This window comes from Arthrobacter agilis (genome assembly GCF_006494655.1).
Classification (GTDB): domain Bacteria; phylum Actinomycetota; class Actinomycetes; order Actinomycetales; family Micrococcaceae; genus Arthrobacter_D; species Arthrobacter_D agilis.
Window position 1 is genome coordinate 297,824 of the sequence record NZ_VHIM01000004.1, and the last position, 23,110, is coordinate 320,933.

General features: G+C 69.0%; 21 protein-coding genes. 2 read left to right on the top strand and 19 right to left on the bottom strand.

Annotated features, from left to right (window positions below; translation table 11 throughout):
• Positions 1 to 215: 215 nt before the first annotated feature.
• From FJV46_RS08310 to FJV46_RS08350, 9 genes are all read right to left on the bottom strand, one after another.
• Positions 216 to 2,204, bottom strand: coding sequence for an NHL domain-containing thioredoxin family protein (locus FJV46_RS08310; RefSeq protein WP_087028512.1), 1,989 nt, complete (start codon positions 2,202 to 2,204; stop codon positions 216 to 218).
• Positions 2,201 to 4,351, bottom strand: coding sequence for a bifunctional copper resistance protein CopD/cytochrome c oxidase assembly protein (locus FJV46_RS08315; protein WP_087028514.1), 2,151 nt, complete (start codon positions 4,349 to 4,351; stop codon positions 2,201 to 2,203). The genes FJV46_RS08310 and FJV46_RS08315 overlap by 4 nt, the downstream gene beginning before the upstream one ends.
• Before the next feature lie 130 nt (positions 4,352 to 4,481).
• Positions 4,482 to 4,760, bottom strand: a complete 279-nt coding sequence (locus FJV46_RS08320; RefSeq protein ID WP_055767099.1) for an HU family DNA-binding protein — start codon at positions 4,758 to 4,760, stop codon at positions 4,482 to 4,484.
• Positions 4,761 to 5,038: 278 nt separating this feature from the next.
• Positions 5,039 to 5,344: a 30S ribosomal protein S14 gene (rpsN, locus tag FJV46_RS08325; protein WP_026532176.1), complete on the bottom strand. Its 306-nt coding sequence runs from the start codon at positions 5,342 to 5,344 to the stop codon at positions 5,039 to 5,041.
• A gap of 2 nt (positions 5,345 to 5,346) precedes the next feature.
• Positions 5,347 to 5,514, bottom strand: coding sequence for a 50S ribosomal protein L33 (gene rpmG / locus FJV46_RS08330; protein ID WP_019481734.1), 168 nt, complete (start codon positions 5,512 to 5,514; stop codon positions 5,347 to 5,349).
• On the bottom strand, positions 5,514 to 5,750 hold the full coding sequence (gene rpmB / locus FJV46_RS08335) for a 50S ribosomal protein L28 (RefSeq protein ID WP_043441573.1): 237 nt from the start codon (positions 5,748 to 5,750) through the stop codon (positions 5,514 to 5,516). The genes rpmG and rpmB overlap by 1 nt, the downstream gene beginning before the upstream one ends.
• 307 nt (positions 5,751 to 6,057) lie before the next feature.
• The gene (locus tag FJV46_RS08340) at positions 6,058 to 7,200 is read right to left on the bottom strand and encodes a glucose-1-phosphate adenylyltransferase family protein (protein WP_087028515.1); all 1,143 of its coding nucleotides are present in this window, start codon (positions 7,198 to 7,200) and stop codon (positions 6,058 to 6,060) included.
• Between the two features lie 17 nt (positions 7,201 to 7,217).
• Positions 7,218 to 7,853 carry a MarR family winged helix-turn-helix transcriptional regulator gene (locus tag FJV46_RS08345; protein ID WP_087028517.1) on the bottom strand — a complete coding sequence of 212 codons (636 nt, stop codon included), beginning with the start codon at positions 7,851 to 7,853 and terminating at the stop codon, positions 7,218 to 7,220.
• A gap of 100 nt (positions 7,854 to 7,953) precedes the next feature.
• Positions 7,954 to 8,736 carry an SGNH/GDSL hydrolase family protein gene (locus tag FJV46_RS08350; RefSeq protein WP_087028709.1) on the bottom strand — a complete coding sequence of 261 codons (783 nt, stop codon included), beginning with the start codon at positions 8,734 to 8,736 and terminating at the stop codon, positions 7,954 to 7,956.
• 80 nt (positions 8,737 to 8,816) lie between these two features.
• Here FJV46_RS08350 and FJV46_RS08355 point away from each other — a divergent pair, with 80 nt between their 5' ends.
• On the top strand, positions 8,817 to 9,830 hold the full coding sequence (locus tag FJV46_RS08355) for a diacylglycerol/lipid kinase family protein (RefSeq protein WP_087028519.1): 1,014 nt from the start codon (positions 8,817 to 8,819) through the stop codon (positions 9,828 to 9,830).
• A 69-nt stretch (positions 9,831 to 9,899) separates the two neighbouring features.
• On the opposite strand, the gene FJV46_RS08360 is transcribed toward FJV46_RS08355, so the two are convergent.
• The 6 genes from FJV46_RS08360 to FJV46_RS08385 form a co-directional block, all read right to left on the bottom strand.
• Positions 9,900 to 10,952, bottom strand: a complete 1,053-nt coding sequence (locus FJV46_RS08360; RefSeq protein ID WP_232008503.1) for a siderophore-interacting protein — start codon at positions 10,950 to 10,952, stop codon at positions 9,900 to 9,902.
• On the bottom strand, positions 10,949 to 11,929 hold the full coding sequence (locus FJV46_RS08365) for an ABC transporter ATP-binding protein (protein WP_087028521.1): 981 nt from the start codon (positions 11,927 to 11,929) through the stop codon (positions 10,949 to 10,951). The genes FJV46_RS08360 and FJV46_RS08365 overlap by 4 nt, the downstream gene beginning before the upstream one ends.
• Positions 11,929 to 12,879: a FecCD family ABC transporter permease gene (locus FJV46_RS08370; protein ID WP_232008719.1), complete on the bottom strand. Its 951-nt coding sequence runs from the start codon at positions 12,877 to 12,879 to the stop codon at positions 11,929 to 11,931. The genes FJV46_RS08365 and FJV46_RS08370 overlap by 1 nt, the downstream gene beginning before the upstream one ends.
• A gap of 113 nt (positions 12,880 to 12,992) precedes the next feature.
• Positions 12,993 to 14,072, bottom strand: a complete 1,080-nt coding sequence (locus tag FJV46_RS08375) for a FecCD family ABC transporter permease (RefSeq protein WP_087028522.1) — start codon at positions 14,070 to 14,072, stop codon at positions 12,993 to 12,995.
• A gap of 131 nt (positions 14,073 to 14,203) precedes the next feature.
• Complete coding sequence (locus FJV46_RS08380) at positions 14,204 to 15,217, bottom strand: glutathione S-transferase family protein (protein WP_087028524.1); 1,014 nt, start codon at positions 15,215 to 15,217, stop codon at positions 14,204 to 14,206.
• Positions 15,218 to 15,297: 80 nt separating this feature from the next.
• The gene (locus FJV46_RS08385) at positions 15,298 to 16,389 is read right to left on the bottom strand and encodes a YihY/virulence factor BrkB family protein (RefSeq protein WP_232008505.1); all 1,092 of its coding nucleotides are present in this window, start codon (positions 16,387 to 16,389) and stop codon (positions 15,298 to 15,300) included.
• 146 nt (positions 16,390 to 16,535) lie between these two features.
• Between FJV46_RS08385 and FJV46_RS08390 the strand changes: the two genes are divergently transcribed.
• Positions 16,536 to 17,618, top strand: a complete 1,083-nt coding sequence (locus FJV46_RS08390; protein ID WP_087028526.1) for an NAD-dependent epimerase/dehydratase family protein — start codon at positions 16,536 to 16,538, stop codon at positions 17,616 to 17,618.
• Positions 17,619 to 17,640: 22 nt separating this feature from the next.
• Here FJV46_RS08390 and FJV46_RS08395 read toward each other — a convergent pair whose 3' ends face one another.
• From FJV46_RS08395 to FJV46_RS08410, 4 genes are all read right to left on the bottom strand, one after another.
• Positions 17,641 to 19,725: a sensor histidine kinase gene (locus tag FJV46_RS08395; RefSeq protein ID WP_186336549.1), complete on the bottom strand. Its 2,085-nt coding sequence runs from the start codon at positions 19,723 to 19,725 to the stop codon at positions 17,641 to 17,643.
• A gap of 263 nt (positions 19,726 to 19,988) precedes the next feature.
• Positions 19,989 to 21,032, bottom strand: a complete 1,044-nt coding sequence (locus FJV46_RS08400; RefSeq protein WP_087028531.1) for an NAD(P)-dependent alcohol dehydrogenase — start codon at positions 21,030 to 21,032, stop codon at positions 19,989 to 19,991.
• 105 nt (positions 21,033 to 21,137) lie between these two features.
• Positions 21,138 to 22,106, bottom strand: coding sequence for a helix-turn-helix transcriptional regulator (locus tag FJV46_RS08405; RefSeq protein WP_087028532.1), 969 nt, complete (start codon positions 22,104 to 22,106; stop codon positions 21,138 to 21,140).
• Between the two features lie 92 nt (positions 22,107 to 22,198).
• Positions 22,199 to 22,990, bottom strand: a complete 792-nt coding sequence (locus FJV46_RS08410; protein WP_087028535.1) for a DUF7793 family protein — start codon at positions 22,988 to 22,990, stop codon at positions 22,199 to 22,201.
• Between the last annotated feature and the right edge of the window lie 120 nt (positions 22,991 to 23,110).

Consider the following 23,110-nt stretch of genomic DNA (forward strand, 5'->3'; position numbering starts at 1 on the left):
GAGCGAATCGGCGTCGACATGGACGGCGGTGGCCCGTCACGGTCCGCCGTCCGTCCGTCTGCTCTCCCCGCCTGCGCGGGGCCGGTGGACGGCGGGTAGCGGGGCCCTCTCTGCGACAAGCCGGTGACCGCCGCCGATATTCCGGCGTGGTGGGCACCGCGCTGCAGCCCATCCCACCTACCAGACGTGTTCCGTGGCGAGGAGCCCCCTCGAGGTCAGTCGAGTCCGCGCAGATCGAGGGTCAGCTGGGTGTCGCCGTCGCCCGCGACCGTGACCGGGATGCCCCAGTCCTGCTGGTACAGGTGGCAGGCTGCGTGATCGGGGATGGCGCCGCCGGGCTCACCGTCGCAGGATGCCGCGCGCGCCGTGATGTGCAGGACGCCCTCGCCCGCCTCGGCGGAGAGGACCAGCTCGCGCGTGAGTCCGGTGGACGTCCCACCACCCGAGAGGAGCAGCGATTCCGGCGATGCGCTGATCTTCAGCTGCGTGGGGTCGCCCCAGCGGTCGTCCAGTTTCTGGCCCTTCGGCGCCGTGAAGCGCACGGTCAGCGCCACGGGTCCGGCGGACATGGGCGACGTCGGGCGCAGTGTCTGTGACGCGCCCTCATCGACGGCGAGCGCCTCCTTGGGCAACGGGACGCGGACGAGCTGGTGTCGGTTCGTCTCGACGACGATCAGCAGCGGGTCCCCGCCGTCGGCCACGGGTGTCATGTCGACGAGGACGTCGGACGGTTCGGACAGGCCTCGAAGCAGCGTGGACACCTGACGCGTCGCGGGATCGTACCTGCGGACGGCACCGTTGTAGGTGTCGGCGATCGCCACGGAACCGTCGGGCAGCGCGGTCACCCCCAGCGGGTGCTGGAGCCGTGCCTGATCGGCGTCGCCGTCGCGGAACCCGAAGTCGAACAGCCCGGTCCCCACAGGCGTCCGGACCTGCATCCGCGGACGACCGTCGACCTCGACGAAGGACAGCTGCCGCACGGAGGACGTCTCCGAGTCGGCGATCCAGATGGTCCCGTCGGCGTCCTCGGCCAGTCCCGAGGACTGGGCGAACCAGGCGGCGGAGGCATCGCCGTCGAGCAGCCCCTCGAGCCCGGTCCCGGCAAGGACCTCGACGGCGTGCGTGCGGGGGTCGTAGCCGAAGATCTGATGCGTGCCGGCCATCGCGATGACCACGCGGTCCAGGACGGTGGAATAGAGCACGTCCCAGGGTGAGGACAGGGAGAGGTTCAGGGAGTCCGTGCCGAGCTGCGTCTCCGTGAGGCGCGGCGTCTCACTCTCCACCCCGACCTCGTGCGCGTTCTCCTGCCGCCCGGTCTTGGTGTGGTTGCCGGCGTCGAGCAGGCGCTGCGTGCCGTTCCCGGCGAGGGTGCGCACCTCGCCGGTGGCGAGCGTCACGCCGCGCAGGCGGTGGTTCACGGAGTCCGCGACGACGACGTCGTACCCGACCTCGACGGCCAGCTCGGCGGGAAGGAGCGCGACTCCCTGCGGCTCGTTGAACTGCGCATCGGTGGCGGGGCCGTCGAGGAAGCCCTTGGTCCCCGAGCCGATGGTGCGGCGCACCGTCACGAGGTCGGCCTCCAACTCGACGAGGCGGTGGTGGCCGGTGTCTCCGACCAGGAAGGTGCCGGTCTCTGGCAGCGCGAGCAGCTTGCCCGGGAACTTGAGATCGCCCGCCGTGCTCTCCGCGGGTACGTACGGGCCGTCCCCGCGGTGCAGTGTGCCCTTCGCCTCGTGCTCGGCGACGAGCTCCTCGACGAGGGAGCCGAGGCCGGCAGCATGCCCCTCCCCGGAAAGGTGGGCCACGATGTACCCCTCGGGGTCGATCACGACGAGCGTGGGCCAAGCACGCGCGGTGTAGGCCTGCCACGTGGTGAGCTCAGGATCGTCGAGCACGGGGTGGTGGATGTCGTAGCGTTCGACGGCTGCGGCGAGCGCCACGGGATCGGCCTCGTGCTCGAACTTGGGTGAGTGCACGCCGACGGTGACGAGCACGTCGGAGTGCTGCTCCTCCAGCGGCCTCAGCTCGTCGAGGACGTGCAGGCAGTTGATGCAGCAGAACGTCCAGAAATCGAGGATGACGATCTTCCCCCGCAAGTCCGCGAGGTCTAGCTGCTTCCCGCCCGTGTTGAGCCAATTACGGCCGGTCAGCGCTGATCCGCGCACGCGGTAGTTAGCGCGAGCGCGCACGGTGGTCTCGGTCATTCAGTGTCTCCTGCGGGGTCTTTCGTGGCGGTCCGTGCTCCGGTCTCCTGACCGGGGCGTCGGGGTCCGGCCCCACGTGCGGCGAGGTCGGCGAACATGGTGTTGTAAGCCGCCAGGTCGGCGTCGTTATTCCTGTCCGCTGCGCGGTCCTTGCGTTTGGTCTCCCGCGCATCGGACCTGGACCACATGACGGCCACGCCGATCGCGAGGAGAAGCGTGGGCAGTTCACCCACGCCCCAGGTCACCGCTCCACCCACCTGCTGGTCGGCGATTGCGGAGCCGCCCCACTCGCGACCCATGTTGCCGAACCAGGAGGCCTCCAGGAGGGACGTGGAGCCCATCAGGGTGACGCCGAAGAACGCGTGGAACGCCATGGTGGCGAAGAGCAGCAGGATGCGCAGGGGGTAGGGAGCCCGGTAGGGCACTGGGTCCGAGCCGATCATCGACAGGACGAAGATGTAGCCCGTGATCAGGAAGTGCGTGATCATCAGCTCGTGGCCCACGTGCTCGCGCAGGGCGAAGCCGAACAGCGGCGAGTAGTAGAACACGATGATGGACGCGACGAAGTTGCCGGCGGCGAAGAGCGGGTGCGTGATGAGCTTCGACGGCCAGGAATGGACGATCACCAGGATCCATTCGCGGATGCCCCGTGTACCGTCCCCTCGCGCGCGGAGCGCCTTGAGCGCCAGGGTCACGGGCGCCCCGAGGACGAGGAAGAGCGGGACCACCATGGTCAGTGCCATGTGGTCGATCATGTGGGCGCTGAACAGGACCATGCCGTAGACCGCCGGGGCCCCGGAGGTGAAGTAGGTCAGGAGGGCAAGGCCCACGAGCCAGGTGATGAGCCGCACCGGGGACCAGCTGTCCCCGCGGCGGCGGAGCTTCAGCATGCCCAGGATGTAGGCCACGCCGAAGGTGAGTGCAACGGTGATCCACAGCCAGTCCGGCCGCCATTCGGTGACCCAGCGGCTCATGGTCGGTTCGGGCGGCAGATCGTAGCCCGTGAGGATGCGCGCGGGCCCTGCCTCGGTGGGCAGCACCTCGGATCGCGGCGGCGCGGTGCGGCCGAGGGCCCCGGCCACGCCCGAGACGGCGCCCATGATGACCAGCTCGACGGCGATCAGCTGCCACAGCACCCGACGCGCCGAGAGTCTGGCATCCGCTGTCCCCGAGGAGACCTCGAGCTGCGGGATGATCCACTGCCGGTGCATCCAGCCGATCCCGCCGAGCAGCAGTGTGGCGATCGTCTTGAAGGTGACGAGCAGACCCCACTCCGAACTCAACTGGGCGAGATCGGTGATGCGGAGACTGGCATTGACCACCCCGGATCCCACGACGAGGATGAAGGCGAAGCCCGCCAGCGCGGAGAAGCGCTTGAGCACAGGGAGCGTCTGCGTGCCCAGTTTGCCGCTGATGACGGCGAGCGCGATGATCCCGCCCACCCAGAGGCACACTCCCACGAGGTGCAGCGCGATCGAGTTGACCGCTGCGTTGTGGTCGTCGCCGCTGGCGGAGTGCCCGATCAGGGCCATGGGCAGCAGGTTCAGGAGTGCGAGCACCAGGGTGAGCGCAAGACCGATCTGCGACCGGACTCCGAAGAGGAGGGTGGCGAGCACGGCGGCCACGATCGATGTCACCAGCCAGGCGCGGCCCGTCGAGAAGTCCGTGAGGAAGGCAGCGAGGCCCTGCGTGTAGGTGGGGTCCGAACTCAGGGGCAGACCGGCCGCGTCCGAGTAGGTGAACACCATCACGCCCAGGGCGCCGAGCGTCCAGCCCACGGCGGAGGTGGAGGCGAGCAGCAGCACGCGTGAGAAAGCGGGGTGCTCGGGAGCCGAGTCCTTCGGCCTCCGTCCGTCCACCCCGACCCTGCGCGGAAGCATGATCACCGCGAAGACGAGGGCACCGATGGTTCCGGCAGCTGCGGTGTTGTTGAGGACCTTCGCGATCGGCAGGCCCCACCGGGTCAGGGCTCCGGGATCGCCGAGCTGACGGGCGGCTGCCGCGCCCGAGTAGAACAGGGCCACGACCAGGGCAGCGAGGACGACGACGCCGGCCAGGACCAGCCAACCGCTGCCGATGCCGCGATCCGCAGGCACCTCGGCGGGAGCCCGGCGCTGGTATTTCGCTGGAGTGGACACATGCACCATTCTCTACCCCCAGTAGAAAATGGGCCAATCTTCCGGGACATGCGGCCGAGGGTGATCGACGATCCGACGACGAAGGGCCGCTGCCGTCACGGCAGCGACCCTCCGGTCACGCATGCAGTGCTTCTGCGAACTACTTGGCGGAAGCCTTCAGCTTGGACCCGGCGGTCAGCTTGACGCTGTGGCCCGCGGCGATCTGGATGGTCTCGCCGGTCTGGGGGTTACGGCCGGTGCGCGCTGCACGGCTGGTGCGCTCGACGGCGAGCCAACCGGGGATGGTGATCTTCTCGTCCTTGGCGACGGACTCGGCGAAGACGTCGAACAGGGCGTCAAGGACGCCGTTGACGGCAGCCTGGCTCGTGTCGGCCTTCGCTGCTACTTCGGCAACAAGTTCACTACGGTTTTTAGCCACTTCAGGTCCTCCTGGACGTCACTCTTCCGAACGAGCTTTTCGCGGTTGTCGAAAAGCCTCTGCCCAAAAACCTATCAGCTTGGGCACCCTCCCCCGCGTGTTTACGCGGCTTTTCAGCATAATCAGGGCGTTTTGGGGGCTGTTTTCCGCCTCACCGACCCGGACGGGCAGCGTTGTCCGGCCGGAACGACAGAAGCCGGCAACCCGAAGGTTGCCGGCTTGGTGTCACCGCCGGAGGCGGCGGGTCTTGCTGACGGGGCGCAGTACCCCGGACGCTGCTACCAGCTCGACTTGGTCACGCCGGGCAGCTCGCCACGGTGTGCCATGTCGCGGAAGCGGACACGCGAGATACCGAACTTCTGGAGGGTTCCGCGGGGGCGACCGTCGATCTGGTCGCGGTTGCGCAGGCGAACCGGCGAGGCGTTGCGGGGAAGCTTCTGCAGGCCGAGGCGTGCTGCTTCGCGGGCCTCGTCGGTGGCGTTGGCGTCGACGAGCGTCTTCTTGAGCTCGAGGCGCTTGGCCGCGTAGCGCTCCACGATGACCTTGCGCTGCTCGTTGCGAGCAATCTTGGACTTCTTGGCCATGGTTAGCGCTCCTCTCGGAATTCGACGTGCTTGCGGATCTTGGGGTCGTACTTCATGAGGACCATGCGGTCCGGATCGTTACGACGGTTCTTCCGCGTCACGTAGGTGTACCCCGTGCCGGCGGTGGACTTCAGCTTGATGATCGGACGTACGTCCTTGTCCTTTGCCATTAGAGCTTCACTCCCCTCGCGAGGATCGATGCCACGACGGCATCGATTCCACGGACGTCGATCGTCTTGATGCCGCGGGCCGAGACCTGCAGCGTGACGTTACGGCGAAGGGAAGGCACGTAGTAGCGCTTCTTCTGAATGTTGGGGTCGAACCGACGCTTGTTGCGGCGGTGCGAGTGCGAAATGCTGTGTCCAAAGCCGGGCTCGGCTCCGGTCACTTGGCAGTGGGCTGCCATAACTCTCCTCCAGATTAGATGAACGTGACGGAATCACTTGTTGAGCGTCCCGCCACCAGTAATGACACCGTTATTACTGCAGCTTTCCGGAGGTTGACCTGGCAGGGTGAGAACCTGCCGAAGCGCCTCGCCGCGGGGAAGACGGTGAAGATTAGGCGGTGCGCGGCATTGCGGCCGACACAGCCTTAAATTCTAGGTAGTCACGGGTAGCCGGGCAAATCCCGCACCACCCCGGAGGGAGGGCAGCACCTGCCGCAGCCAAACGCCTTACCATACTACCGACAGGATCGGGCTCGACCAAAACGGGTCAGTCGTCGATCTCGCCGTCCCGCGTCACCACGACAGGCCGCTCCGGCCCCTCGCCCACACAGGTCCCCGCGACGACGGCGTCGGAGTCCACGATCCCGTACCGCACCCTGGAACCTCCCTCCAGCCGCGCCCGGTCGAGGACCACCGAGTCCTCCACGACAGCCCCCGCCTCGATCAGGGCACCTGCACCGATCACGCTCCGGCGGACCGTTCCCCTGATCACGGCGCCCGGCGCGATGAGTGACGCGTCGACCTCCGCGCCCGCGCCGATCACGGCGGGTGCTACCGAGGGGGGCGCGGTGAGGATCGGCCACTCCGGATCGGCGAGGTCCAGCCCGCGGCCCTCCACCAGGTCGAGGTGGGCACGCAGGTACGAACCGGGGGTCCCGAGGTCGCGCCAGTACCCCTGCAGCCGATGCTCGACGGCATCGTGCCGCTCCACGAAATACGGCACCAGATGGTCGCCGTAGTCGCCCAGGCCGTCATGCTCGTCGTCGAGCCGGCGGAGGGCCTCGAGCAGGGCCTCGGTGGAGTAGAGGAACACCTCCGCCGCGACGACGCCCGAGGCCGGCTCCTCGGGCTTGTACGCGAAGCCCGTCACCCTGCCGTCGCTGTCGGACGTCACCACGCCGTGCTCGGACGCATCGCCGTCGAAGTCCACCGTGACCATCGTGAGGAGCGCACCGGAACGCCGGTGGGTCTCCACGAGGTCGCGGTAGTCGAGGCGGTACAGGTGGTCGGAGCTGAGCACCAGCACGAGGTCGGGGGCGAAGTCACGGATGAAGGCGGACTGCCGCACCAGTCCGTCGGCGTTGCCCTCCGCGAACCCCTCGCCCTCGCGGCCGCTGAACGGCGGAAGGACCAGCAGCCCGCCGCGCGTGCGGTCGAGATCCCAGGGCCGGCCGTTCCGCAGGTGGTCATTGATGGTCTTCGGTTGGTACTGCTCCAGGATCCACACGTCGGAGATACCGCTGTGGTGCAGATTGGTGAGCGGGATGTCGATGAGCCGGAAGCTGCCTCCCACGGGCATGGCCGGTTTGGCGCGATGATCGGTCAGGGCTCCGAGGCGTCCGCCTGCTCCGCCCGCGAGCACGAGCGCAAGGATCCGGGGGTGGTACCCGGCTCGTTCCGGCTGATCCATGGGGCTCCTGTCCTGTGTCAACGGCCGGCGGAGGATGATTCCCGGGCGGCAGAGGCGACGAGTGGTCCGCCGTCGCCCATCGCGGGCGATCCGGCACGGTGGCTGTGATTGTCACCGGCATTGTCAGCGTCATTGGCGCTGTCATTGTCGTTGTCGTTGTCGTTGTCACGGTCGCTGTCACGGTCTGACAGGATCCAGTGCGCGTCATCCAGGCCCCGGAGGATCTTGCGGCCCACGCGATCGAGGTCCGCCACGTCGCGCTCGTCGAGGGAATCGAAGACGAGGGCACGCACCTGTGCGACGTGGGAGACCGCGAGTTCGGTGAGCATGGCCAACCCGTCCCCGGTGATCGACGCCGTTGTGACCCGCCCGTCGGAATCGGACGGGAGCCGGGATACCCAGCCCCGCGCTTCCAGCTTCTTGACCACGTGGCTGAGGCGCGAGAGCGACGCCGTGGAGCGGGCGGCGAGCTCGCTCATCGGGAGCCGCGAATCCTCCGACTCGGAGAGCATCGCGAGTACGTGGTAGTCGAAGAGCGTGATCCGTGCTTCACGGAAGAGGTGCGCGTCGAGGCCCGCCGGGACGAGCGAGGTCAGCGCGTAGAGTGCCAGCCAGGCCCGCCGCTCGTCGGGTGTGAGCCAGTGCGCCGCCATCCGATCATTCTGGCACAGACCCCCGGTGCACCCACGGGCGCGTAGGCAGACGCCGGAGGTTGCGGGCGCGTCTCCGTCGTGCTCGCCTGCTGCCCGGCGATCAGGCCGGGACGGTGGCCCAGTGGGGATGTCCTGGCGTCGGGTACTTGGGGCTGAGGGCGTCTCCCGAGGACACGCCCCGGAGTCGCCGCCCCACCCACGGCGAGAGGTATGCCCGGGCCCACTGCGCATCGGCCCGCAGTTGCTCGACCCGCTTGAGTGCGGGGCGAGCCTCGAGTTCCGGGAGGTCGATGCGGTGGGAGGCCTTCATGGCCTCGAGGACCCGGACAGCCATGAGGGTGTGCCCGGCGGCGGACATGTGCATGCGGTCCACGTCCCAGTAGCCCCAATCCTGGAACTCGCGCAGCCGCCAGTAATCGACCACCGTGGCGCCACGCGTATCGGCGATCTCACGCACCCATTCGTTGTAGACGGCCGTACGTCCGCGCGTCGTGCCGAACACGGCGGAGCCCGAGGCATCGAAGCCGGTGAACAGCACGACGTCCGCGCCGGCGTCGCGGAGGCGGCCCACGCCGTCGTCGTACCGGGCCATCAGGAGGTCGATGTCGACACGCGGCCGCAGGATGTCGTTGGCGCCCGCGTAGATGGTGACGAGCGTCGGTTGCAGCGCCAGGGCGGCGTCGATCTGCTCGTCGAGGATCTGCCGCATCTTCTTCCCGCGGATGGCGAGGTTGGCGTAGTCCCAGGAGGGATCCGCCAGGACGAGCTGCTCCGCCACGCGGTCCGCCCAGCCCCGGACACCGTTGGGGGACGCGGCATCCCAGTCACCCACTCCTTCCGTGAAGGAGTCTCCGAGGGCCGCGTATCGCTGGGTGGTGGTCACGTCCAAAGATTACCCTCGGGCGCGGTGACGTCGCGATAAGCTCGTGCAGGCCACCCGTTGACACCCTCCTGAAGGACACCATGCCCACCGACGCCCCATCCGGAGCCACCACGCCCGTCCCCGCCAGCGACGCCGGCGCGCAGGCAGGGGCCGGCGGTCGGCGCGCCGCGCTGATCATCAATCCCATCAAGGCGACCACCGCGGACGTCGAGGGTGCCGTGCGACGCATCTCGACCGAGGACGGATGGGACGAGCCGCTGATCATCGAGACCACGCAGGACGACCCGGGGCACGGCCAGGCACGCGAGGCGCTCGACGCGGGCGTGGACCTCGTGATCGCGGCGGGCGGGGACGGGACCGTGCGCTGCGTGGCGGAGGAGCTCTCGGGCAGCGGCACCATGATGGCCCTCGTGCCGCTCGGCACCGGTAACCTCCTGGCGCGCAACCTGGACATCGCCGTCGATGATCCGGACGCCGCTGTCGAAGCCGCCTTCCGCGGGACCGAACGGACCATCGACGTCGTCCACCTGATCGTGGACCACGCGCAGGACGCACACGTCTTCCTCGTCATGGCGGGCATCGGCTACGACGCCGCGATCATGTCCGACACCCGCGAGGACCTCAAGGACAAGGTGGGATGGCTGGCCTACGTGGACGCCGGCATCCGGAACCTGCCCGGCAAGCCCGCGCGGACCACCATCTCGATCGACGGCGGACAGCCCTTCGAGCGCAGGCTCCGCAGTGTCATGGGCGGGAACTGCGGCAAGATCATGGGCGGGCTCGAGATCTTCCCGGGGGCCAGGATCGACGACGGTCTGATGGATCTCATGACGATCGCCCCCAAGGGGAAGCTCGGGTGGCTCGCCGTGGTGGGCAAGCTCTTCGCCCGAGGCAAGGGCAAGGACCCCTCGCTCGAATACTTCCAGTGCCGTACCGCCGAGGTCACCCTCCGCGAGCCGCTCGACGTCCAGCTCGACGGCGATCCCCTCGGCAAGGCGACGCACATGTCGTTCGAGGTGCGGCCCGACTCCCTGCGGCTGAGGATGCCGCTCGGATTCAAGGACCCCGCCGTGGTGAGCGACCCCCTGCCGTAGGCGGCTACCCGGGGTTCCTGCGCTGTCCCGCGTCACCGTTCACCCGGACAGGGCAGGACCAGCGGCCGTTCAGGAGAGCTCGGCCCGGCCCTTGCGCCAGTACCCCATGAACGCGACCTGCTTCCGGTCCACGCCCACGTCACGGACGAGGTAGCGCCGTAGCCCCCGGACCACGGCGGCCTCACCGGCGATCCAGGCGTAGAACGGCTGGCTGCCGGGAAGCCGATCCGGGTTCACCGACGACTGCACGATGGTCGCCTCGAGCCGCTGCGGGGTCTCCCAGAGGATGCTCCGCTCGATGTCCACGTCCTCGGGCTCATGGCCGCCGGACACCTCCGGCCCACCGGAGAGGGATACCCAGCCGGGCACGCGCACGGCATCCCGCACCGCGGCGTCGAGGGGCTCGCCGTGAACGCGGTCACCTCGCACGAGCCAGGTGACCGTGACGGACGACCGCGTCTCGATCGCCTGGATGTCGCCCGCGTCCGGCACTTCGAGGAAGGCCCGGCCGCCCATGTCCTCGGGCAGTGACTCGAGAATGGCGCTGATGGCCGGTACCGCGGTCTCGTCCCCCGCGAGGAGCACGTGCTGGGCGAGTCCGGGGCTCCACTCGATGCCGCCGTAGGCCCCGGCCGTGGCACACTGCGCAGCGGAGGAGTTGGGCCCGATGATGCAGACGCGGTCACCGGGCTTCGCCGCCGCTGCCCATTCCGAGGCCGGTCCGCCTCGGCCCTCGGCGTCGAGATGCATCACGAAGTCGACGTCGACCTCGGGACGCGCGCCGCCGCAGCGGGACTCGCGCACGGTGTAGGTGCGCATGGACCCGCGCTCCTCGGCGTCGAGCCCGAGCCACGCCTGGTACCAGCCCGCGGCGGAGCCGCCCCTCATCATGCCGGCGATATCGGGGCAGTCACGGCCCTCGGAAGGTATCACGATCTTGATCCTGAGATCGTGCGTGTCCCCCGCGACGCCGAATGCCTCGAGGCTCGCACCGCCGAAGGTGATGCGGCGGAAATTCGTGGTCAGATCCTGCACGCGGGTGACGACGACGTCGAACGCCAGCACCATCGGTTCCGTGTCCGCGGAAGTCCTCCGCGAGGTCCGTTCTGTCACGTCGGTCATGATGCTGCCTCCACTCGTGCAGGAACGGTGTCCTGCGGATTGGGTCGATACCCCTGGTGCGGCTCGTCGCCGGGCTGGGAAGCCTTGATGGGACCGTCGGCCGGAGCCTGGTGGTGCCGTCCGATGGGAACCACCATCGGCGTGCCCGATACCGGGTCGCTGATGACACGGCAGTCGAGAGTGAACACTCCGGACACGGTCTCCTCGGTCACCACCTCCTCGGGTGGCCCCTCGGCGACGATCCTGCCGTCGCGCATGGCGATCAGGTGGTCCGCGTATCTCGCCGCGAGATTCAGATCGTGCAGCACCATCACCACGGTGGTGCCGTTCCGGCGGTTGAGGTCCGTGATGAGGTCCAGCACCTCGACCTGGTGCGTTACGTCGAGGAAGGTGGTGGGCTCATCGAGCAGGAGGATCCCGGTCTGCTGCGCCAGCGCCATGGCGATCCAGACGCGCTGCCGCTGCCCGCCGCTGAGCTCGTCCACGCTGCGGTCGGCCAGGGTCAGCGTGTCCGTGGCGTCGAGAGCGGCGGCGACGGCGTCGTCGTCGTCCGGCGTCCACTGACGGAACCAGCCCTGGTGTGGGTAGCGGCCACGGCCCACGAGATCGGCGACGCTGATGCCGTCGGGCGCCACGGGTGTCTGCGGCAGCAGACCGAGCACGCGGGCCACGGCTTTGGTGGACTGGGAGTGGATATCGGAGCCGTTGAGCACCACAGTGCCTGCGACGGGCCTGAGCAACCTCGCCAGCCCGCGCAGCAGGGTCGATTTGCCGCACGCGTTCGCCCCTACTATCACGGTGACCTTCCCCGGAGGGAGGTGCACGGAGAGACCGTCGACCACCGTGCGCTCGTCATAGGCGAGCGTCAGACCCTCGGCCGACAGGGTGTCGGGCCTCACGTGCGCTCCCGCGTCCGCGCTGATCCCCGATGCCGCATCCGACGCCGCACCCGTCGTCGATCGTTGCTGGCGGCCCATCATCCGCCTCCCTCGCCTCGGCGGTGGGCCGTGGCCAGCAGCCACAGCAGGAACGGCGCTCCGAGGGCGCCGGTGATCACACCGACGGGCAGGGACGTCCCGGGAATCAGGTTGGCGGCGACGAAGTCGGCACCGAGCACGATCACCGCGCCGACCAGACCCGCCAGGGCGAGCGACGGCCGGTTGCCGAGCAGGCGGCGGGCGATGGGCCCGGACAGGAAGGCGATGGAGGCGACCGGCCCCGCAGCCGCGGTCGCCACGGCGGCCAGGGCCACCGCGGTGGCCATGAGCCCGAGCCGCGACGCCTCGACACGGACACCCAGTCCGGCAGCGGCGTCGTCGCCCAGTTCGAGGCCTGCGAGGCTGCGTGAGAGCACCGCGGCGGCAGGGACGAGGACCGCGAGGCAGGCGAGGAGCACGCTCACGCGGTCCCAGTTGCTGGAGTTCAGCGATCCGTTGAGCCAGAGCAGGGCCTCGGACGCCGTGCGGAGATCGGTACGCGTGATCAGGAAGTTCACAAGTGCATGCATCACGGCCGCGAAGCCGATGCCCACGAGGATGAGCCGGTAGCCCGCGACTCCCCCACGGCGCGAGATCAGATAGATGGCGGCCGCCACCACCATGGCTCCGACCAGCGCGGACAACGAGACGGCCACGCCTGCAGCGCCGAAGAGGACGATCGCCGTGACGGCGGAGGCGCTGGCGCCGTAGCTGATGCCGATGATGTCCGGGCTCGCGAGCGGGTTCCTCAGCATCGTCTGGAACACCGCACCGGAGACGCCGAATGCGACACCGATGAGGAGTCCGATCACGGCCCGGGGCAGCTTATTCTCCAGGACGATGAAACTGGCGCCCGGGATCTCGGCTCCGCCGACGATGCGGAGGAAGTCCGGAATGGTCACGGTGTAGGTGCCGAGGAGGATGTTCACGGCGAAGAGTCCCGCAGCCACACCCGCGACAGCACCGACGCGGACCGCGGTGCCACGGCGACGTCGGGCACGGACGGACTGCAGGCCGGCGGCCGGGGCGGCGGCGGGTGCGGGCGCCTCCTGGACGGACGCGCTCACAGCTGGGCCATCCTGCGGCGGCGAACGAGCCAAATGAACACGGGCGCACCGACCACGGCTGTCATGATGCCGACCTGCACCTCGCCCGGAGGCAGGACGACACGGCCGATGATGTCCGCACTGAGCAGGAGGACGGGCCCGAGCAGTGCGGAGAAGGGAAGGATCCACCGATAGTCCGCTCCGACGACCAGTCGCACCATGTGCGGGATGACGAGCCCCACGAACCCGATGGGTCCCGCAGCAGCCGTCGCGGCGCCGCACAGGATCACGACGCCGAGTGCCGCGAGACCGCGCGCCAGCCCCACATTCTGGCCGAGGGCCCTGGCGACGTCGTCTCCGAGGGCCAGGCTGTTGAGCAGCTTCCCGGTGGCGAGTGTGAGGACGAGACCCACGAGCAGGAAGGGCGAGACGGTCCCGATGACGTCCCACCCGCGTCCGGAGAGCGTACCGACCTGCCAGAAGCGGAAGGTGTCGAGCGTCTCCTGGCTCGAGACGAGCACCGCATTCGTGAGGCTGGCGAGGCCGGCTGCCAGGGCGGCTCCGGCGAGCGCAAGCTTGACGGGCGTGGCGCCTTCGCGTCCGATGCTCGCCACGGCATAGACGACGAGAGCGGCGGCAGCAGCTCCCACGAAGGCGAACCAGATGTATCCCGAAGCACTGCTGAGGCCGAAAACGTAGATGCCCACGACGACGGCGAGGGCGGCGCCGGCGTTGATCCCCAGGATGCCGGGATCGGCGAGCGGGTTGCGGGCGATCCCCTGCAGGGCCGCCCCTGCTGCGGCGAGCGCCGCTCCGACGAGCAGCCCGATCACGGTCCTTGGCACGCGGGACAGGACCACCGCGTGGTCTCCGTTCGCGGGATCGAAGGCGGTCACGGCGTCGATCATGGTGCCGACGCCGACCGATCTCGCTCCGATGGTGAGCGAGGCCGCGCAGACGACGAGGAGGACGAGTGCGACGAGGCCGAGTCGGGCGACCGTGCGGGGGCTGGAGGACCGGCGGCGCCCAACGGGCTCCTGCGTGGGTGACCGCCTGGGTGACGGCGTGGCACGCAGGGGGGAGGCCTGGACTGCCATGATGCCTCCCTCAGCCGGACGATCGGTCTGAAGTAAGGCTAGCCTAGGCTGCGCCGAATTAAGAAACAGCTTTGTTCCCTAATCCCCACACGCGGCGGGGTGCTCCGGGTACCCCACAGCACCCCGCCGGGCTACTCCGCCGCGGGCGGCGTCCCGTCACCGAACGGACGTCCGCCGAGTGCCTCACGCCCGTGGGCGGTCGTCCAGCCGGCGAGGTCGGGCCCCTTGGGCACGATCCCGGTGGGATTGATGTCCTCGTGGACGATGTAGTAGTGCTGCTTGATCTGCTCGAAGTCGATCGTGTCACCGAACCCGGGGGTCTGGAACAGGTCGCGGGCGTACCCCCACAGCGCCGGCATCTCCGTCAGCTTGTTGCGGTTGCACTTGAAGTGCCCGTGGTACACCGGGTCGAAGCGGACGAGGGTCGTGAAGAGCCGCACGTCGGCCTCCGTGATGGTGTCCCCGACGAGGAAGCGCTGGTTCGTCAGGCGCTCCTCCAGCCAGTCGAGAGCGGTGAACAGGCGGTCGTAGGCGGCCTCGTACGCCTCCTGCGAGCCTGCGAATCCGCAACGGTACACGCCGTTGTTGACCTCGGTGAACACCCGCTTGTTGACCGCGTCGATCTCCTCGCGGAGCGCTTCCGGGTACAGCTCCGGAGCACCCTCACGGTGGAAGTCCTTCCACTCGCTCGAGAAGTCGAGGGTGATCTGCGGGAAGTTGTTGGTCACGACGGCGCCGGTGGTCGTGTCCACGACGGCAGGCACGGTGATGCCGCGGGAGTAGTCGGGATCGCGCGCGAAGAAGGCGTCCTGCAGGCGCTCGATGCCGAGGACGGGGTCACGACCGTCGGGATCGAGATCGAAGGTCCAGGAGCGGCTGTCGTGCGTGGGGCCGGGCGTGCCGAGGGAGATCGCGTCCTCGAGCCCGAGGAGTCGGCGGACGATGATGGTGCGGTTGGCCCACGGGCATGCCCGGGCGGCGATGAGCCGGTAGCGGCCTGCCTCGACGGGGTAGCCGTCGGTGCCGTCCCTCGTGATCCTCGTCTCGATGTACTGCGTGTCCCGTGTGAACTCCTTGCCGCCGGTGACGTAGGAACCCTTGGTGCTGTGCTCGGACTGCTGCTCGGACTGCTGCGTGTCGGTCATGCCGTCAGTCTAGGCCGCCGGGATGACAGAGGGCCCGGCCGAACGGCCGGGCCCTCTGGTGGAGCAGGTGCCGGAACCCGCTACTGGTTGCTGTGATCGCGGCCGTACTTCTCGCGGAGCTCGCGGCCTTCGCGGACGAGCTTCAGTTGCTTCTCCCGCTTCTTGTCCGCCGCCTTGGTATCGCGCGGCGGCAGCTGGACGGTCTCCTCGGCCTCGATGCCGCCCTGCAGCTGGCGGCCGCGCTCCATCTCGGCGTCGAACTCGACACCGAACAGGAGCGAGAGGTTTGCGAGCCAGATCCACAGGAGCAGGATGATGACGCCGGCGATGGCCCCGTAGGTCGCCTCGTAGCTGCCGAACCGGGAGACATAGAGGGAGAAGGCTGCCGTGGTGATCGCGAGGACCACCAGCGCGATCAGTCCACCGAGTGTCAGCCAGCGGAACTTGGGCTGCTTGATGTTCGGGGTGCCGTAGTAGAGGACCGCTATCATCAGCACGGCGAACAGCACCATGACGGGCCACTTGGCGATGTTCCACACGGTGACCGCAGTGCTGCCGAGGCCGATGGTATTGCCGACGGCTTCGGCGACCGGGCCGGACAGCACGAGCATGAGGCCCATGATCACGATCAGGACGAGCACGACGACGGTGATGAGGAGCATCTGCGGGCGCAACTTGAGGAAGCCACGGCCCTCTTCCACCTCGTAGACGCGATTCGTGGCGCGGGAGAACGCGTTCACGTAGCCCGACGCCGACCAGATGGCGCCCAGGAGACCGATGACGAACGTCAGTCCGGCGGCCTGGTTGGACGCGAGATTCTGGATCGTGGGGCGGATGGTCTCCAGCGCCTCGTCCGGAGCGAACTCGCCGATGACGTCCATGACGGCGTTGGTGGTGCTCTGCGCCTGGCCGAAGAGCCCGAGGAGGGAGAGCAGGGCCAGGATGCCCGGGAAGATCGCGAGCACGGCGTAGTACGTCAGCGCAGCCGCCAGATCGGTGCACTGATCCTTGCCGAACTCGCTCGCCGATCGCTTGAACACGTACTTCCAGGCCGGCTTCACGACGTCCTTCGGATCGTCCGGCTTGCGGGAATCATCCGGATGGGGCGCGGTCCGTGCCTTCTCCGACGCGTCGCTGCGCGCCTCGCTGCCTACCCTGCTGTTGCTGCTCACGGATCTCCTCCAGGTGTGGCCCCGGAACCGGAGCGGGCTGATCATTCGGCTGTACGTCTGCTTCAACTGCACCATAAGCTTACTTAGTAGTCCAGCATCTTCCGCACACCACCGTGTCGCGGAACCACCCCGCCCAGGAGATCCCCATGCGAATTGCAGTCATCGGCGCCACCGGCAACGTGGGAACGGCCCTGCTCACCCGGCTGCAGCGCGCCGCACGGGATCGGGAATCAGTGCAGGCCGCGGGCTTCGACACGTCGGGTGACACGGCCGGCATCACGATCACGGGCGTTGCCCGTTCCCTGCCCGACACGTCCGTGGCCCCGTACGACGGCGTGGACTGGCACGCCATCGATATCGGCACCGACGAGGGCCGGGAGTCCCTCTCCACGGTACTGGCGGGCGTGGACGCCGTCGTGCATCTCGCCTGGGCCATCCAGCCCAATCGCGACGAGGACTTCATGCATCGGACCAACGTGGACGGCACCGCCAACGTCCTGGCCGCTGCGGCGAGCGCGGGCGTCCGGCAGGTGGTGTGCGCCTCCTCCGTGGGCGCCTACTCACCCTCCGACAAGACGACACGGAAGGACGAATCCTGGCCCACGGGGGGTATCGACTCCTCGCACTACAGCCGCCACAAGGCGGAGCAGGAGCGGTTGCTCGACTCCTTCGAACACGAGTACCCGGAGATCCCGGTGGCACGCCTGAGGCCAGGACTGATTTTCCAGTCACAGGCCGGCAGCGAGATCGGCCGCTATTTCCTGGGACCGCTCGTGCCGAAGATCGTCCTCGGCGGTCTCCCGCTGCCCCTGCTGCCCGTACCGAAGGAGTTCGTCTTCCAGGCGGTGCATGCCGCCGACGTCGCCGACGCCTACTGGCGCGTCGTCGCGCGGCGCGCATCAGGCGCGTTCAACATCGCCGCGGAACCCGAACTGACTCCCGAGCGGGTGGCCGACCTGCTCGGCGCGCGCCGCCTGATCGGCCTGCCGGTTCGCGTCCTGCGGTGGATCGTCGGTGCGAGCTGGGGGCTCGGCCTCCAGCGCACCGACCCCGGCTGGATCGACATGGCATCCCAGTGCCCCGTCATGGACACGTCGAGGGCGCGCTCGGTACTCGGGTGGTCGGCGGAGCACTCCTCACGGGAGGCGATGGCTGAGGTCCTCGCAGGCCTGCGTGCGGGCCGCGGCCGCGCGGCCTCCCCCAAGCTCTACCCGCGGTCGGCGGACTAGCGGCACGATCCGACCCGGCGGGTCAGCCCGCTCCGGGAGCCGGAACGCCCCGCAGGCGTGCCGGAGCAGCATGGGTCTCCTCGGACACCACGAGGGGAATGCCCTCCGGCAGCTGGTCGGGCGTCCCGGGGAGGCTCACCGTGAACTCGGCGCCGCCCTGGTCGGTGTTGCGGACGCTGATCGTCCCCCCGTGGCTCTCGGCGATACGGCGGCAGATGGCCAGCCCGAGCCCGGTTCCGGTCGCCTGGCTCAGACCGTTCTCCGAGCGGTGGAACTCCTCGAAGACCTTTTCGAGATCACTGTCGGGGACGCCGATCCCGTTGTCGCTGACCTGCACGAGGATGCGGGAGGTGGCGGCGTCCACCGTCGTCGCCACCCTGACCTCCCCCGAACCGTCGGTCTTCCCGTACTTCATGGCGTTGCCCACGAGGTTCTCCATGAGCTGGAGGAACAACCGTTCATCGGCGTACACGGCGTGGGGGGCATCGACGTCGAAGGCCACCTCGGGCAGTTGGGTGCCGGGCAGGGCCGTACGCAGATCGATGATGCCCTCCACCATCCGGCCGACGTCGATCCGGGTGGCCGTGAGCCTCTCCTCCTTGGCCAGGCTGTAGGCCAGCAGATTGCGGATCAGGGTCCGCATGCGCAGGCTCGCCTGCTGGAGGCGCTCAATGCTGGCGAGGCGCTCGGCCTCCGGGAGGTCGGGATCCTCGAGCAGTTCCAGCCAGCCGTCGAACACCGTCAGCGGCGTGAGGAGGTCGTGGGCCACGACGGAGGCGAAACGGGTCAGGTCGCGCTGGTGCAGACGCTCGTCGGTGACATTCCGCAGGACCACGACGGCGCCGCGATCGCCGGGCAGTGGCAGTGCGTCGACGGACAGGTGGATCACTTCTCCCGAGCGATGCGTCAGGTCGACGTCCATCCGCTCGGTGGGCACGCCGCGAAGGGCCATGTTCAGGGGATTGTCCGCCTCCGACAGACCCTTGCCGTCCGGCGTCGTGACCTCGTAATCGCGCCGCCAGACCTCACCGGGCTGCGCGGTGCCCGAGCCGAGCCACCGCTCGCTCGTCTCGTTCTGGAAGATGAGCCGGCGGTCGGCGCCAGCCACCAGGACGCCGTCGTTCATGCGCCCGATCACCAGGTCGCGCAGGTCCGCGGCAGCCTTGGCCTCCTCGGTGGCCCCGTAGAGCCTCTCGATCAGCCGTCGTCGCTCATCCATGCTGAGCGCCAGGACGGCCGAGACCGAGAACGCGATGAACATGAAGGATTGCGCCACGTAGGCCGCGATGCTGGGATCGAGATCCTGGAAGGGACCCCTCCGCTGGAGCGTGAAGAAGACCAGGAAGACGCCACTCACCAGGCCGTGCAGCATGGCCCAGCCTGCGCGCAGACGCAGGCCGGCCCACATGTGTGCCGGGATGGTGGTGTAGGCGACGGGAAGTGCGGACGTCGCACCGAAGGCGGCGACGTAGGCCGCGGCCGAGACGAGGGCGAGCGCGCCGTACTCGATGCGTCGAGCGGAGACGAGCGGCGGTCGCGGCCCCTCGGCGGCCCGTACCCGGATGCCGGAGGCGACGACGATCCCGAGCGAACCGAGAGCGGTCAGGGACACGGCGTGCCGGACGAGCCACGGCAGGAAGGCTGCGACGGGATCGGCCGCACCATCGACGGCGCTGCCCGCGACGATGAAGAGGGCTCCGATGGAGCAGGCTACGATCGCGACGGCGCCGAGGCGGAGGTACTCCCCGACCGTGCGCACGGTCAGATCGGGTACGAGTCGCCGGAACAGCAGGACGGCGACCAGCGTCTGCACCACGCTGCCGATCGCGACAGCCAGTCCGAGTGCAGCAGAGAGGCCCGTGACGATGTTGACGAGCGCGAGCACGGGGAACATCGAGACCAGGGCGATCGTCACGTCAGCCCGGGTACGGGAACCCCACAGGCCCCAAAGGAACGCCACACCGGCAGCCGGCCAGATGAGCGCCAGGCTCGACGATTCCAGATTGGTGTTGCGGCCCACTACGGCGGCCACAGCGAGCACGACGGCGAAGAGGAGGTGAACGATCACCGGCGGCAGCACCGCCAAGCGCCCCACGACCGTCTGCATCCGCCCGTTGCCCATCGCACTACCCGTCAGAAGATTCTTCGACCGCCGCGGCCGGACCAGGTCCGCGGGAACGCGGCCCGAGGGACCGTCGTGAGCCTCAGCCTATCTGTTGCTCATCCCCCGGGACGCCTGCCGCTCCGGACGGACCGCGACGAGCCTCGGTACGCCGGTCGCTGCGGGCCAAAGACGCCTCCCCGCCGTCCAGCCCCGGCGCGTCGCACGGGTGGGCGGGACCCCCGCCCACCCGTGGATGGCGCGTCGGCTCAGGCGAGCGTCGACGTGTCGATCACGAAGCGGTAGCGGACGTCGGAGGACAGGACGCGCTCGTAGGCCTCGTTGATGGCGTCGGCGGAGATCACCTCGACCTCTGGGGAGATCCCGTGCTCGGCGCAGAAATCGAGCATCTCCTGGGTCTCGCGGATACCGCCGATACCCGACCCGGCGAACGAGCGCCGCTGGTTGAACAGCGTGAACACGTGCAGGGGCAGCGCGTCCGCAGGGGCTCCGACGTTGACCATGGTGCCGTTGAGGCACAGGAGCGAGAGGTAGGCGTCGAGGTCGATCTTCGCGCTGACCGTGTTGATGATGAGGTCGAAGTTCATCGCGAGCTTCTCGAAGGTCTCGGGGTCGCTCGTGGCGTAGTACCCGGTGGCTCCGAAGCGCTTCCCGTCCTCCTTCTTGCTGAGGCTCTGCGACAGGACGGTGACCTCGGCGCCCATGGCGTGGGCGATCTTCACCGCCATGTGACCGAGCCCGCCGAGCCCGACCACGGCGACCTTCTTGCCGGGTCCCGCGTTCCAGTGGTTCAGCGGCGAGTAGGTGGTGATGCCGGCGCACAGCAGCGGCGCGGAGGCTTCGTAGGGGATGCTCTCCGGGACCGAGAGCACGAAGTCCTCGACCACCACGATGTGGGTGGAGTATCCGCCCTGGGTGATGGTGCCGTCGCGGTCCTCGGCGCCATAGGTGCCCACGTTGCCCTTCAGGCAGTACTGCTCCTCGCCCTCCGTGCAGTTGGCGCACTCCCCGCAGGAGTTGACCATGCAGCCGACCCCCACGCGGTCCCCGACCGCGTGGCGCGTGACCTCCGCCCCGACCTCCTCGACGATGCCGACGATCTCGTGGCCGACCGTCAGCGGGTACTGCTGGGGTCCCCACTCGCCGCGCACGGTGTGGATGTCGGAGTGGCAGATACCGGCGTAGTCGATCTTGATGAGGACGTCCTGCGCCCCGACGTCGCGACGCTCGATCGTGGTGGGGATCAGCGGGTCCGTGGCGGACGGTGCTGCATAGGCTTTGACGGTTGTCATGGGTTCCTCCTGGAGGATGGCGCGGGACGACACGCGGGATTGCGGGCCGTGGGTCTGTGGGTGGTGGGTCTGTGGGTGGTGGGTCTGTGGGTGACGAGGGGCCGGCTAGCGGCCGTCCGGGGCCGAGCCCCGCACCGGTAGCGGGACACTTCCGGGACCGGCCCGCCCGACGTCGTCGCCCACGGTCCCTGACGCTGGACCGGCTGCGGTGTCGCCGGACGTGTCCGGGCGCGCCCCGGCGCTCCAGCTTGCCAGCAGCGCCAAGGCGTCCGACGACGGCGAATCGGGCTCGGCGGTGTAGGCGAACAGGGTGAGATGCGGGTCCGCCGCGAGCTGCAGGCCCTCGAAGGCGAGGGTGAGCTCGCCGACGACCGGATGCCGGAAGGTCTTGGACCCCGTGGTGTGCAGGTGCACGTTGTGCGCCGCCCAGCGCGTCCGGAACGTCTCGCTGCGCGTGGCCAGCTCGCCTATCAGGGAGGTGAGTTCGCGATCCTGCGGATTGCGTCCCGCCTCGAGGCGCAGCAGGGCCACACTGTCATTGGCCGCCCGCTCCCAGTCGCCGAAGAAGTCGTGCGAGCGCGGATCGAGGAAGGTGGCGCGCACGTAGTTCACCGGCCGCCGCCCGCCGTCGGACAGCGGCGCGTAGAGCGCCCGGCCGAGATGGTTCGCGGCCAGGAGGTCCAGCCGCCCGTTCTGCACCACCGCCGGGGCTCCCACCATGGCGTCGAGCAGCCGCTGGACGCCGGACCGGACACGGCGCGACACCGGCTGCCGACGCACGCGCACGTCGGTGGTGCCGGATCGGGCCAGGTGGTAGAGGTGCGACCTCTCGGCGTCGTCGAGCTGGAGGGCTGTGCACAGGGATTCGAGCACGCCGTCCGACACGCCCGCGAGATTGCCGCGCTCGAGCCGGATGTAGTAGTCGACACTGACGCCCGCGAGCATCGCGACTTCCTCGCGGCGCAAACCCGGCACCCGGCGATTGGTGCCGAAAACCGTCAGCCCCGCCTGGCGCGGGGTGATGCGGGCGCGCCGGGACCTCAGGAAGTCGTGGATGTCGCTCTGAGTACTCACTGACCCAAGCTTAAGCCGGATCCCGCGTGCCCGGGAGGCCCTGCTGGTACCTGCATCGGCGTACCCCTGGTGCCGCGCTGCCGTCGGGCCCTCTACCGGCCGGGCGGCCGCACCGGCCAGGAGTCCTGCGGGCCGGGCCGGGCCCTGCCCTGCAGGAGCCAGGTCCTGCCCTCCGCCGCCGTCCCGAAGAATCGTGTGGGGTAGGGCGGTTTGTGCTTCTGCTTGTAATAGGCAGCGATTACGCTGTCCCCCTCGGCCCCGACGATCGCGAGTGCCGAGACGCTCAGCCGGTGGGCGAACACCTCGAAGGCACCCGGCGTGAGCGAGACCATGCTGTTGTTGAGGGCGAGCATCGGCGGCCGCTCGCCGGGCGCCAGGGCGGCGACACCGGCCACGAGCGCTTCCGCCGCGGCGGTACTCACGCTCACGCCGTGCTCCCACCGCACCACGGCGACGCCGCCCTCGAGCTGCGCGCAGAACGGGTTCGCCTCCTCACTCGCGCGGCTCGTGGTGTCCCCTGCATCGGCCCGACCCGTCAGCCATGCGATCGCGTCCGACTCGTCGGTGAAGAACCTGCTCGGGGTGACGGACCGATAGTTGAAGGCGGTGAGGACCCGGCCGACCTCGTCAACCCCCACCACTCCCGTTCGCAGGGAGCACGTGTCCTCGATGAGCAGGTGCCGGGCCTCGAGTGAGATGGCGTCCACGAGACCGATACTGACCAGCAGCGGGCGCTTGCCGTGCGGCGAAGCCGCCGTCACGGCGGCCATCGTCTCCCGGACGTCCGACGCCTCGATCGTGACACCCGCTGCCCAGGCAAGGCGCAGCACATCGCCGTCGTCTGTCAGCGTGAATCGAGGCTGCTCCCCAGCGTCCCCAGCCATGCACATCCATTCGTGTCGCTCCGGAGCTTCGATCCTAGGCGCTGGAGCGCCGCGGGAACACTCCCCCGCTCCGACGGTCTCCCGGACGTTGTGGGGCCGGCGGCATCCGGTGGAGGATGG